Below are 11,921 nucleotides of genomic sequence, written 5' to 3'. Positions count from 1 at the left end.
TGCAGGAAAGGTGTGTTTTGGATGTTTACAGAAGAAGAAAGGCAGGGTTTGTATAAGGCAATTTATAGACGAAGGGATATCCGCTCTTTTTTACCTGACCCTATTCCAGAAGAAACGCTCAGCAATCTTTTGAATGCTGCGCATCACGCGCCGTCTGTCGGGTTCATGCAGCCTTGGAATTTTATACTGGTCAGTTCCCAGACCATTAAGGAACGGCTTGCTTGGGCAGCTGATAAGGAAAGAAGAGCACTGGCTATCCATTATGAGGAGGGGCGGCAGGAGCAGTTCCTTCAGCTCAAAGTTGAAGGGATCAGACAGGCTCCAATCACGATTTGTATCACTTCCGATCCAACTCGCGGGGGTTCACACGTATTAGGCAGAAACTCAATCCCTGAAACCGATGTACTTTCGGTAGCTTGTGCCATTCAAAATATTTGGCTGGCCGCATGTGTCGAGGGAGTGGCAATGGGATGGGTAAGTTTTTATAAGAAAAACGATGTCAGGGATATATTGGAAATCCCTCCTCATATAGACCCGGTGGCCTTGTTATCTATCGGTTATACGGATCATTATCCGGATAAACCAATTCTTGAATCCAGCAATTGGGAAAAGCGCAGGAGCTTGGATGACCTCATTTTTATTGATTCCTGGGGAATCAAAAGAGAGGGGTAATTAGGGAAAAGCCGCGATTTCGCGGCTTTTTTATGTTGTTCGCGCTTGAGATTCAACTTCAATCCTACTATGATGAAGACAAATCCATATTCGATGAAGCAGAAGAAAAGGAGAGACGCACATGTGCAGAAATATTAAAACGTTATACAATTTCAGTCCGCCGGCAACGGATGATGAGGTTCACGCAGCAGCGCTCCAATTTGTACGTAAGCTGTCGGGTTTTCAATCGCCGTCCAAAGCGAATGAGCAAGTATTTCATCAAGCGATAGAAGAGGTGTCGGCAGTGGCGCGCAAGCTGTTGGATTCGCTAGTTACGAACGCAGAGCCGCGCAATCGCGAGGTTGAAGCCGAGAAAGCGCGACAACGCAATTTGCAACGTTTCGGAGAATAGACACATTCCCTTCTTTGTTCGGCTCCATGATTGCTGGTATCATTATGGCATAAGGATAAGACGACCAGCTTACATAGAGTGAGGTGTTTACGGATGAAGACCATTGCGATTATCGGCGGCGGCATCACAGGGCTATCAACCGCTTACTATTTACAGAAGCAGATTAATGAACGAAAGCTGGACGCAACAATCGTGTTGATTGAAGCGAGTGAACAGCTCGGCGGCAAGATTGCTACACTTCCGGCAGGACCCTTCATGATGGAGACGGGTGCCGATTCCATTGTTGCCCGTAAATCGAACATGACGCCATTGCTGGACGAGCTTGGGCTGCAGGATGAGATTGTGTATAATGCAACAGGCCGTTCCTATATTCATGTAGATGGCGAGCTGAAGCTCATCCCGGAGGAAGCGGTTTTCGGCATACCGCTTAGTCTGGAGTCGCTTGCTGGCAGTACTTTGCTATCTGCTGAAGGAAAAGTCGATGCGTTGCGTGATTTTTATACGCCGAACACGACGTTCACGAAGGACGATTCCATTGGGGACTTCCTTTCGTTTTTCTTAGGGAAGGAGCTCGTGGAGAAGCAGATTTCACCGGTGTTGTCCGGCGTGTATTCTGGCGAACTGCATGAGCTGACATTAGCATCGACGCTACCTTATTTGCTGGACTATAAAAATGAGCATGGCAGCATCATTCAAGGACTGGCTGCGAATCGTGCGAAGTTCAAAGGCAAGGGAGACAAGAAGTTTTATTCGTTCGCGAATGGTCTATCTGCGCTCATCGATCGAATGGAGGAGCGAATCCCATCTGTCGATATACGCAAAGGGACGAAGGCGGAGCGAATTGAAAAAGCGGAAGGTAGCTCCTATTCGATTCGGCTCATGAATGGCGAAACGATTCAGGCAGACAGCATTGTATTAGGTACGCTGCATCCCGTCGCTCAATCGCTGCTGCAATCGCCAATGCTCGATGAGGAGTTTGATCAGATGCGCAACAGCTCGCTAACGAGCGTATACATTGCTTTTGACATTGCCGATGACGAGCTTCCTCTGGATGGAACAGGGTTTATTGCTGCGGAAAACAGCTCGCTCATATGCAATGCATGTACATGGACAAGCCGGAAGTGGACGCATACGTCGAAAACAAGCCAGCTGCTTGTACGATTATTTTATAAAAGCACGAAGCCTGCCTTCGAGAAATTGCGGAATGGCTCCGAGCAAGAGCTGCTGAAGACTGCGCTGTCGGACGTAAAAGCGGCGATGGGCATTGTGGCTGAGCCATTGCACTATGTCGTCACCAAATGGGATGATACGATGCCAAATTACCACATTCGCCATCACGCCATTGTCCGAGCCTTGGAAACAAAAATGGCAGAGCAGTTTCCCCGAATCCGCTTGGCAGGCTGCTCCTATTATGGGGTCGGCATTCCAGACTGCGTAGCTAATGGCGAACAGATTGCAGTTGATCTTGCTGAGTGGCTCGCGGGGGAAAGCGAATAGGCGGCTAACTCGACATTTTCCGTTGGAAGAGTAGAGGAACGACTGTCCACGCCAGCCTAAAATCGGTTATAATAATGAAATAGATTAAAGTAGAAAGTGGGAGCAGCATGGGTCGTAAGTGGAATAACATTAAAGAGAAGAAAGCATCGAAAGATGCGAACACAAGCCGTATTTATGCGAAATTCGGCCTCGAGATTTATGTAGCAGCGAAGAAAGGCGAACCAAACCCTGAATCCAATGCTGCGCTGAAATTCGTTCTGGAGCGTGCCAAAACGTACAACGTACCGAAAGCGATCATCGATCGCGCGATTGAGAAAGCGAAAGGCAGCTCGGACGAGCATTACGAGGAGCTTCGTTACGAAGGCTTCGGCCCGAGCGGCTCTATGATTATCGTAGATGCACTGACTAACAACGTTAACCGTACAGCGCCAGTCGTTCGTTCCGCGTTCAACAAAAGCGGCGGCAACATGGGCGTAAGCGGATCTGTTTCGTATATGTTCGATGCGACAGCTGTTATCGGCGTTGAAGGCAAGTCGCTGGATGAAGTCATGGAGATCATGCTGGAAGCGGACGTAGACGTACGCGATATTCTCGAAGAAGATGAAGCGGTTATGGTCTATGCAGCGCCAGATCAATTCAATGCCGTACAAGAAGCATTCAAAAACGCAGGCGTATCGGAATTTATTATCGCCGAAATTACCATGCTTGCACAAAACTTCGTAACGCTTCCTGAAGATGCTATCGCTTCGTTCGAGAAGCTGATCGATGCGTTGGAAGATCTCGAAGATGTTCAGCAAGTGTATCATAACGTTGAATTGGAATAGATTGCACGTGAGAAACGGTCACCCGCGGGTGACCGTTTTTGTTTGGACTTTAAAACAATTCAGCAAACACTGGTAAATTCGGCTGCACTGCAGCCATTGCTTGTTTTTTCTTCTTATCGGTAATGTGGGTATAAATTTGCGTTGTCGAAATATCCGCATGGCCGAGCAGCTCTTGCAGCGTCCGAAGATCGACCTTATCGGTCGATAACAAGTTCGTTGCAAACGAATGGCGAAGCTTATGAGCGGAAAATTTGCGTTCGGCCATATGCTCGTGCTGCTGTTTAAATTGCTCGAACGTTCGCTCAACGATAAACTGCACGGTGCGCCGGGAAATCCGGCGGCCGAGCCGAGAGACGAAGAAAGGGTGTTCATTTTTGCGCTTGGGCGGGATACGTTCCTGCAAGCATTGCTTTAACAGCGTTATGATAGAGGGCTGCAGCGGAATATACCGCCACTTGCGGCCTTTGCCCAAAATGCTGAGCTGGCCGGCCTCGGGATCAAAATCTTGCAGATTCAGCTGCGACACCTCGCTTACCCGCAATCCGCAATAAGACATCAATGCGAGCATTGCGATATCTCGAACGCGAAAGTTGCCTTCGACTGAACGGAGCAGATCACCTAAGTAGCTTTCCTCCAAATAAAGAGGAAGCCGGTTTTTCTCAACCTTCGATTTCGACACATCCGCTGCCGGATTATGCTCCATCCGTTCAAACTCGATCATCACTTTGAAAAATAACCGAATCGCCGATAGGGCACGGTTGCGTGCGCCATCGCCGGCGCCGCGTTCGCGCGCATCCGTCAGATGCGACATCACATCGATCTTACGAATGGAGGGAAGGGGCTTGCCTCGCAGAGAACGGCAGAGCAGCTGGATATCATTCAAATAGCCTTGCTGCGTATCTTTGGAATAGCCGCGGTCTTTCATCCAGATTTTGAACATATGTAAATCTTCTTCATAAGCATCCTGCGTCATGTTGGGCTCCTCAATGTAACAAAATGGGTTAAAATCCGGCCAATCGGCGTGGAATACGACCAAACTCCTTCTATTATATCGCATTTGATAGCGAACTGCATGAAATGTGTATTTCACGCAGTTCATTTCGCTAGAATTTCTGCCAATCTTTCTGCAACAATTCATTCCTTGAAGCCAAATGCCACCTCAATAACCCTTATTATCGGAAAATCGCCTCAGCAAACGCTTAACGAACGGTCTGGATACTTTCACTTTATGCGGTACATCGGGGAAGGCAAGCCATTGGCGCAAGCTTTCTCGATTGGTTGCGATTGACTGGAATAGTTCATCCGCAAGACTTGTCTCTAACAGAGCAAGATAGGTACCGTTGTCTATGGTTGCTTAAAGAGAAGGGAAAATGAAGCGGGAATCAGCTAGATCGGACGCACCTGACCTAATATGATTCAAAGTTGCCGCGAAATAGGTTAACATAATATATATTATGTAACTTATAGACTGTGAAACAATTTGAATGTTCAGAAGAATCATATTAATATAGTAGATGGTACAATTATCCATACCTAATGAGACCGAAGCGCAGCAAGACGAAAGGAGTAGAGTGTAATCATGGTTATCCATATCGATCAGGTGAGCTGGGTACGCGACGGCTCCACCATATTGCAAGATGTCAGCTGGAAAGTAGAGCCTGGCGAGCATTGGTGCATCGTCGGACTTAATGGATCAGGAAAAACGACGCTGCTTAATATGATTAACGGATATATATGGCCAACGAAAGGCAGCGTATCGGTACTCGGTCACAAATTCGGCGAATATGACTTGCGCGAGCTGCGTAAGTCGATCGGCTGGGTAAGCTCGTCGCTGCAGCAACGATTATACGGGGGAGAGACCGCGTTAAATACGGTGCTTAGCGGAAAATATGCGACAATTGGGCTTTATGACAAGCCTGATGCAGCTGATTTGGAGCAAGCCAATGACCTGCTGCGCCTGCTCGGGTGTGAAAAACTGACGAATCGAACGTATAACACGTTCTCGCAAGGGGAGCGACAGCGGGTGCTGATCGCTCGAGCTTTAATGGCGGCGCCGAAGCTGCTCATTTTGGATGAGCCTTGTACAGGGCTCGATGTTTTCGCGAGGGAATTGCTGCTCCGCATGGTTGAGCGGATCGCACAGCAGCCAAATGCGCCGACACTCCTTTTTGTTACTCATCATATTGAAGAAATCATGCCCGTTTTCACGAAAACACTGCTCGTCAAGCAGGGGGAAATCTTCGATGCAGGACCTACGCAGGACATGCTGAATACGGAGCTGATGTCCCGGTTTTTCGATGCTCCGCTTGAAGTGGAGCGCCGTAATGAGCGTGCATGGCTGCACCCGCTGGGCGTAATTGAGACGAATGTATGAATCGAAGGTTAATTATTGACAGAAAAAACACGCCAAAACGAACGGTTTCGGCGTGTTTTTCGTGTTTTTTGTATGCTTTTGAACGATTACACTAGTTCAGCTTAAATCCGTACTTTTTGAACACAGTGCCTGCATCCTTGGATTGTAAGTACGTATAAAATGCAGATGCTTCTTCTGCATGCTTCGATTCCTTGATGACGCCTGCAGGATAGACGATAGGCGAGTGAACGCTCGATAAGATATTCAGTGCAATTTTTACTTTTTTGGACGTGAGCGCATCGGTTTTATAGACGAATCCTGCATCCACATTGCCCGTCTCCACATAGGTGAGCACTTGGCGAACATCTTTGGCATAAACGAGCTTGTCTTGCAAGGTGTCCCAAACCTTGCGGGCGGTTAAAGTTTCTTTCGCATATTGGCCGGCTGGCACTGTTTCTGGCTGGCCGACTGCAACTTTCTTAACCGCTTTGTCCGTAAGTTGTTTGACCGTTGTGAAGGTCTTATTGGAATCAGACGGGATGACGAGAACAAGTTCATTGGTGAGTATGGTTTTGTTGCTGCCAATCAAGCCTGCTCTTACGAGCGCGTCCATTTGTTTTTTCCCTGCTGAGAAGAACAGGTCGGCGGGAGCGCCTTGCTCGATCTGCTTTTGGAGCGCGCCTGAGGAGCCATAGTTGAATGTAAGATTGATGTCGGGATGTTCTTTTTCATAGGTTTTTTCGATTTCATCCAAGCTATCCTTCAAGCTGATAGCAGCGGAAATGAGAAGCTCAGTAGGAGCTTTCGCCGCGATAGCCGGTTGAACGGGGACAGCGAGCAAGGCGACAGTGAGTACAAGACTAAGTAAGGATAACAGCTTTTTCAAAATCAATCTCCTCCAATAGGTGTGATATTAGAACGAGTCTTTCATATAAAACCATACTAGTTATAACTAGATATGCCTAAATATATATCGAGAAACGATGGAAGTCAATGCATATATGTAAAGTTATATGACATGAAAAAAAGAGAGTGGATGCTTGTATTGACTTCTTTCCATACAGAGCTTATTATTTTTATTTATCGTAATAATTACGATATAAGATGCAAACATGTAAAGGAGCGTAAGGAAATGAATGAACGACCAATGGATACACGAGTCCCAGTCACGGTGTTAAGCGGTTATTTGGGATCAGGCAAGACGACGCTGCTGAATTATGTTCTAAACAATCGGGCCGGCTTGCGAGTAGCGGTTATTGTAAATGATTTGAGCGAAGTCAATATCGATGCTGCACTCGTTCGAGATGGCGGGGGATTGAGCCGAACAGACGAGAAGCTGGTAGAAATGTCTAATGGCTGTATTTGCTGCACGCTGCGAGAAGATCTGCTGCGCGAGGTAGAGAAGCTGGCGAAGGAAGGGCGTTTTGATTATATCTTGATCGAATCGACTGGAATCGGCGAACCCATTCCGGTAGCGCAGACGTTTATGTATGAGGATGAGGAAGCAGGCATTCGGTTATCTGAGCTCTGTCGGCTGGATTGTATGGTAACCGTCGTGGATGCTTACCGTTTTTGGTCTGATTTTGCTTCAGGAGAAACGTTATTGGATCGCCAGCAGGCAAGCGATGAGCTGGACAATCGGGATGTTGTGGATTTGCTCATCTCGCAGATCGAATTCTGCGATGTGCTAATCTTGAACAAATGCGATAGGGTAGCGGACGAGGAGCTGGACCAATTGGAGTCCATTCTTCGTAAATTGCAGCCGCGTGCACGGTTTATTCGCGCTATTCATGGAGAAGTGTCGCCGCAGCAGCTGTTAAATACGCGACTGTTTGATTTTGAGGAAGCAAGCGAATCGCCTGGTTGGTTGAAGGAATTAACGCACGGCATACATACCCCCGAAACCGAGGAATACGGCATATCGTCTTTCGTTTATGAGAGGCAGCTTCCGTTCCATCCCGAGCGGCTTATGGCGTGGATGAGCGATTGGCCGTCGGAAATTGTACGTTCTAAAGGCATCGTTTGGCTTGCCTCGCGCAATGAAATGGCCCAAAGCTTTAGCCAAGCTGGACCGTCGGTTCAGTTTGGGGCCGCTGGCAATTGGGTCGCTTCACTACCAAAAGCAGAGCAGCAGATCATTTTCCAACAAGATCATGAGATAGCCGCAAGCTGGCACCCACGATTCGGAGATCGATCGACGAAGGTTGTGTTTATAGGCATTCACATGGATCGGAAGCAGATCGAAGCGGAGCTCGACCAGTGTTTGATAACCTCGTCTGAGCTGGAGATGGATTGGCAGTCATTGCTGGACCCGTTTCCGCAGCAGACTTCCGCTTAACATCCTGAACTACCATTGTTTAGAAGAAAAGGGGAAGCGTATCAGGCGCTTTCCCTTTTTGCATGGAATAGATTTGATTATCGGCGCAATACGGATTATTCTGGACTAGGAGCGATTAATCATTTTAGAACATTAAGTATTAGCATAATAAAATAGATGGAGGAAATCACATGTCACATTTGTCGATTCTCGATTTTTCCTTTAAGGATGATGAAACACGAATGAAGGATTTTCGATTCATTCAGCAAGTATTGCAGTTTAATGTGTTATTTGAAAGCGATGTATACAGCTCGATGATTGATGATACTGGGCTGTCAATCGGTTTTATGAACACAAGCGAGCTGGAGGAAGCCGCGCAAGCAGGATACAAGGCATCCGTCGTTCCTAATTTTTCGGTCGATGCTGAACGTTTTGACGCGATGCTGGTCCAAACAACGGACAATGGAGGCAAGATTTTGATGCCTAAAACGTATATAGAAGGGACAGGCTATTATGCGATCATTCAAACGCCGTCCGGCATCAATATCGCATTGGCAGAGCAGCCAACTGAATAGTGCAATTACATAACATTTAACGGAGGGTTTTGTGGTGCAGCATAATGTAGGAAAAATAACAGAAATTAACCGCTACCCGATTAAATCATTTGCTGGCGAGAGCCTGGAATCATGCACAATCGAACCATACGGGATGGTTGGCGATCGATTCGCTACCTTCTATGATGAGACGAAGAAGGATTGGTGGAAGTATATTACCGTTCGGAATATCCCGGAATTGTTTACGTATCAAGCGCAGTATGTGGATGGTGCCATTCGCGTAACAGCATCAGATGGGCGCGTCTTCGGCTGGAATGAAGAGCTGTTGGATGAAATTCAAAGCTATACGAAGACGGCGATTACGATGTCTAACGTGAAAGATCCGCATCCGGAGCACCCGCATCTCTTGTCGGTCGAAGGGGCAAGCATTTTGCTCATCACGGATTCCAGCATGCGCAAGCTGCAAGAAAAGTGGGGCAAGGAGCTGGATCAGCGCCGCTTCCGGGGCAACTTTATCGTATCGGTGGATGACGAGGCTGTCCACGAAGGGGACTGGATCGGCAAACAGCTGATCATTGGCGACGTGCAATTGCAAGTCGATAAGTATTGCGAACGATGCGTAGTTATTACGATGGACCCCGACACAAGGGAAAAAGATCCTTCGTTGTTGAAGCTCGTAAACGAAGAATACAATTTGCATTTTGGCGTTTACGCTTCAGTCGTCAAGACGGGAACCATTCAGTTAGGCGATAACGTAATCGTTAAGGATGTTTAACCCTATAAACAAAAAGGCGCTAACCGGAAAACCCGGACTAGCGCCTTTTTGTTATTTAGGTTGAGTCGGAGGATTGGTGGCCTCAGAGTAAGTCTTATGGCACAGCATATTGGAAATGCGCGGCACGTAAACCGTCTCGCCAGCACGCAGCTGATTCGGATTCGAGAGATGCATGTTGGCTTCTTCTAAAATCGGATGCGGCATGTTGTATTGATGACCGATAGAAGCCAACGTTTCGCCGGCTTTTACTTGATGCTTTGCGTAAACCATGTCATCGGACTCGCCGTCTCTAAAGAAAGGAAAGAAGAAAGGCGAGAATGCAAAGAATGGAAACAAAAAGCGGCCAGGGAAGAAGGGATGAGCAAACGGACGAAAGAACGGTCTACCGAAACCTCCTCCGAAACCTCCGCCAAAACCACCAGCGCCAGGGAAGAAACCACGATCCATTACATTACCTCCACGAGTCATATAGTCAACTGACTATACAACATATCGCTTACAGCTTGATCGCGTTACACCTTACAAACATTTTTTATGGGCGTTGCGATGTGTCCGGATAAGGGAAAAGATCGATGATCCGGAACGTCTGACCGCTTTCATTGGCAAGCACGACATGCTCTCTGGTCAGATCTCGCGGGCTTTCAAGTCCGCAAGCTGCCGAGAGGGAGAACAGTCCTTCGCGAAGCTGCAAAATATAGTTCATGACGCGCCATTGTTTCTCTTCAGGTGCCAGCGCCTCCTGGTATTTGGAATCGGTCGTCGCTATTCCAGTTGGGCATTTGCCGGTATGGCATTGAAGCGCCATAATACAGCCGTTAGCCATCATGAAGCCGCGGGCCGAATTCACGCAATCCGCGCCGAGCGCAAGCGCGATCGCAACCTTATCCGGCGTAATCAGCTTGCCTGAGGCAAAAATGCGGAAACGGCTGCGAATGCCGAATTTTCTTGCCGTATCGTCAAGAATGAGCAATGCGGCATAAAGCGGCAAGCCCATGCTGTCGGCCATTGCCTTATACGTTGCGCCGGAACCGCCTTCTGAGCCGTCAACCGTTATGAAATCGGGATAAATGTTCAATCGAATCATCGCTTCGAATAGAGGCTCCAGTCGTTTCGGGTCACCGACAACGATTTTGATCCCTACAGGCTTGCCGCCTGCCTCTTGCAAGGTTTGAATGAAGGCAAGCGCTTCTTCGGGCGTCGATAATGCTTCGAATCGGTTAGGCGAATTTACAGATTTGCCTACGGGCACTTTGCGCGCTGCAGCGATCTTCTCATTAACCTTGGAGCCTTCCAGATGTCCTCCACGGATTTTGGCGCCTTGATGGAACTTTAATTCGAATGCTTTAATGTTGTCGATTGCAGCTTTGAGCTTGAATTCTTCAATCGAAAACCGGCCTTCGCTATCACGAAAGCCATACATGCCAGGTCCGATTTGTGAAACGATATCGGCGCCTGAAGCAAGATGTACGTCCGCAACGCCGCCTTCGCCAGTGTTAATCCATGAGCCGCCAGCCATGAAGGCTCCGCTGCCCGTCGATTGGATGTAATGCTCGCCGACAGCGCCGTATGAGGTGGCTGACGCGCCGAACATGCCCTTTAGTCGCCATGGATGCTTACGGTTCTCGCCAACGATAATCGTATCGTCATCGTGCAGGAGCCACTTTTTGATGTTTTCGTCAATCATTTTTTCTTTGCGGGTAATGAGCCCTTCGCTCGTAATTACATACTTTTTGCCAGGGACAAGCTCGGCGTTATCTACACGAAGCTCGCCCGTGAGCTTCGGAAACATCGCATTGGATATGTAATAGCCCGGTTTTTCATAATCGCGTTTGCCTCCGAAGGAGATGAGGTCCGTCCGATATTTGGCTGCATAGACGAGACCGACAAAATCGTTTCGGGAGAATGGTCGGCCTTCGGTATCATTATCAAACCAATATTGTCGGAATTCAGGGCCAAGCTTCTCAAGCAGATAGCGCAGCCAGCCAAGGAAAGGGTGCGAACGAATGATCGAATGCTTCGGCTGCTTGGATAATACGAACATATAGCCGAAGAAGGCGATGGGCGGCAGCAGAAGGACTACAATGATGATGACTACGAACAATGTTTCAATTGACACAAGCATACCCTCCTGCAACAATAGAAGTATTTTAGGCGATCCGTTCCATTATCTCATACTTTACAAATCATTTCCTGCCGTTGGCGTTTATTTATTGAGCCAATAGCTGTCCATCTTTTTCATAGATACTTACGAATGTAGGGCTTGGCGAACAATAGCAGGTTTTGTCGAAATGAAAATCGATTCAATTAACGGAATTGTAAATCGTTGATTTCTTACACAAATCGTTGATTTGAGCAATTGTGGACTGCTACTTTAATTGGTATTTTATTAATCAGTTGGTAATTAGAGACGCAACATGATACAGCTTAGATTCACAGGGAGGGATTGGACGTTCCAGGCAGTCGCCTGTCACATATAACAACTAGAACAGCAGATTGAAGTTTGACTGAACACCACGAGCGCAGAGGAGGGAAATTGTA

Annotated in this window: 12 protein-coding genes; 8 read left to right on the top strand and 4 right to left on the bottom strand. The window is 47.7% G+C overall.

Annotated features, from left to right (window positions below):
- Nucleotides 1-21: 21 nt before the first annotated feature.
- From bluB to PAECUDRAFT_RS05165, 4 genes are all read left to right on the top strand, one after another.
- Nucleotides 22-672 (top strand): 5,6-dimethylbenzimidazole synthase, encoded by a 651-nt coding sequence (gene bluB / locus PAECUDRAFT_RS05180; protein WP_006037062.1) that lies wholly within the window; start codon nt 22-24, stop codon nt 670-672.
- A gap of 121 nt (nt 673-793) precedes the next feature.
- Nucleotides 794-1,063: a DUF2277 domain-containing protein gene (locus PAECUDRAFT_RS05175; RefSeq protein WP_006037061.1), complete on the top strand. Its 270-nt coding sequence runs from the start codon at nt 794-796 to the stop codon at nt 1,061-1,063.
- A gap of 93 nt (nt 1,064-1,156) precedes the next feature.
- The gene (gene hemG / locus PAECUDRAFT_RS05170; RefSeq protein ID WP_006037060.1) at nt 1,157-2,560 is read left to right on the top strand and encodes a protoporphyrinogen oxidase; all 1,404 of its coding nucleotides are present in this window, start codon (nt 1,157-1,159) and stop codon (nt 2,558-2,560) included.
- A gap of 107 nt (nt 2,561-2,667) precedes the next feature.
- Nucleotides 2,668-3,384 (top strand): YebC/PmpR family DNA-binding transcriptional regulator, encoded by a 717-nt coding sequence (locus PAECUDRAFT_RS05165; protein WP_006037059.1) that lies wholly within the window; start codon nt 2,668-2,670, stop codon nt 3,382-3,384.
- 49 nt (nt 3,385-3,433) lie between these two features.
- Here PAECUDRAFT_RS05165 and PAECUDRAFT_RS05160 read toward each other — a convergent pair whose 3' ends face one another.
- Entirely contained in the window at nt 3,434-4,357 is a 924-nt protein-coding gene (locus tag PAECUDRAFT_RS05160) for a tyrosine-type recombinase/integrase (RefSeq protein WP_006037058.1), read from the bottom strand.
- Between the two features lie 606 nt (nt 4,358-4,963).
- Here PAECUDRAFT_RS05160 and PAECUDRAFT_RS05155 point away from each other — a divergent pair.
- Nucleotides 4,964-5,758, top strand: coding sequence for an ABC transporter ATP-binding protein (locus PAECUDRAFT_RS05155; RefSeq protein ID WP_006037057.1), 795 nt, complete (start codon nt 4,964-4,966; stop codon nt 5,756-5,758).
- Between the two features lie 91 nt (nt 5,759-5,849).
- Here PAECUDRAFT_RS05155 and modA read toward each other — a convergent pair whose 3' ends face one another.
- Nucleotides 5,850-6,623: a molybdate ABC transporter substrate-binding protein gene (gene modA, locus PAECUDRAFT_RS05150; protein ID WP_006037056.1), complete on the bottom strand. Its 774-nt coding sequence runs from the start codon at nt 6,621-6,623 to the stop codon at nt 5,850-5,852.
- Nucleotides 6,624-6,869: 246 nt separating this feature from the next.
- On the opposite strand from modA, the gene PAECUDRAFT_RS05145 reads away from it, so the two are divergent.
- The 3 genes from PAECUDRAFT_RS05145 to PAECUDRAFT_RS05135 all read left to right on the top strand — a co-directional run bounded on the left by PAECUDRAFT_RS05145 (nt 6,870) and on the right by PAECUDRAFT_RS05135 (nt 9,383).
- Entirely contained in the window at nt 6,870-8,075 is a 1,206-nt protein-coding gene (locus PAECUDRAFT_RS05145; RefSeq protein WP_006037055.1) for a GTP-binding protein, read from the top strand.
- Nucleotides 8,076-8,245: 170 nt separating this feature from the next.
- A complete protein-coding gene (locus PAECUDRAFT_RS05140; protein ID WP_006037054.1) occupies nt 8,246-8,629 on the top strand; it encodes a VOC family protein in 384 nt (127 codons plus the stop codon).
- Nucleotides 8,630-8,663: 34 nt separating this feature from the next.
- The gene (locus PAECUDRAFT_RS05135) at nt 8,664-9,383 is read left to right on the top strand and encodes an MOSC domain-containing protein (RefSeq protein ID WP_006037053.1); all 720 of its coding nucleotides are present in this window, start codon (nt 8,664-8,666) and stop codon (nt 9,381-9,383) included.
- Nucleotides 9,384-9,434: 51 nt separating this feature from the next.
- Here the strand turns inward: PAECUDRAFT_RS05135 and PAECUDRAFT_RS05130 are convergent, their stop codons facing one another.
- Together PAECUDRAFT_RS05130 and PAECUDRAFT_RS05125 are read right to left on the bottom strand one after the other, a co-directional pair.
- Nucleotides 9,435-9,830 carry a LysM peptidoglycan-binding domain-containing protein gene (locus tag PAECUDRAFT_RS05130; RefSeq protein WP_006037052.1) on the bottom strand — a complete coding sequence of 132 codons (396 nt, stop codon included), beginning with the start codon at nt 9,828-9,830 and terminating at the stop codon, nt 9,435-9,437.
- A gap of 85 nt (nt 9,831-9,915) precedes the next feature.
- Nucleotides 9,916-11,499 (bottom strand): FMN-binding glutamate synthase family protein, encoded by a 1,584-nt coding sequence (locus tag PAECUDRAFT_RS05125; protein ID WP_006037051.1) that lies wholly within the window; start codon nt 11,497-11,499, stop codon nt 9,916-9,918.
- Between the last annotated feature and the right edge of the window lie 422 nt (nt 11,500-11,921).

The sequence above is a fragment of the Paenibacillus curdlanolyticus YK9 genome, from assembly GCF_000179615.1.
Lineage (GTDB): Bacteria > Bacillota > Bacilli > Paenibacillales > Paenibacillaceae > Paenibacillus_T > Paenibacillus_T curdlanolyticus.
This window is presented reverse-complemented; position numbering and strand designations above follow the sequence as displayed.

Excerpts from the sequence above, each read along its gene's own strand:
- bluB (WP_006037062.1), top strand. The coding sequence starts at position 22 with ATGTTTACAGAAGAAGAAAGGCAGGGTTTGTATAAGGCAATTTATAGA.
- PAECUDRAFT_RS05175 (WP_006037061.1), top strand. The coding sequence starts at position 794 with ATGTGCAGAAATATTAAAACGTTATACAATTTCAGTCCGCCGGCAACG.
- hemG (WP_006037060.1), top strand. The coding sequence starts at position 1,157 with ATGAAGACCATTGCGATTATCGGCGGCGGCATCACAGGGCTATCAACC.
- PAECUDRAFT_RS05165 (WP_006037059.1), top strand. The coding sequence starts at position 2,668 with ATGGGTCGTAAGTGGAATAACATTAAAGAGAAGAAAGCATCGAAAGAT.
- PAECUDRAFT_RS05160 (WP_006037058.1), bottom strand. The coding sequence starts at position 4,357 with ATGACGCAGGATGCTTATGAAGAAGATTTACATATGTTCAAAATCTGG.
- PAECUDRAFT_RS05155 (WP_006037057.1), top strand. The coding sequence starts at position 4,964 with ATGGTTATCCATATCGATCAGGTGAGCTGGGTACGCGACGGCTCCACC.
- PAECUDRAFT_RS05145 (WP_006037055.1), top strand. The coding sequence starts at position 6,870 with ATGAATGAACGACCAATGGATACACGAGTCCCAGTCACGGTGTTAAGC.
- PAECUDRAFT_RS05140 (WP_006037054.1), top strand. The coding sequence starts at position 8,246 with ATGTCACATTTGTCGATTCTCGATTTTTCCTTTAAGGATGATGAAACA.
- PAECUDRAFT_RS05130 (WP_006037052.1), bottom strand. The coding sequence starts at position 9,830 with ATGGATCGTGGTTTCTTCCCTGGCGCTGGTGGTTTTGGCGGAGGTTTC.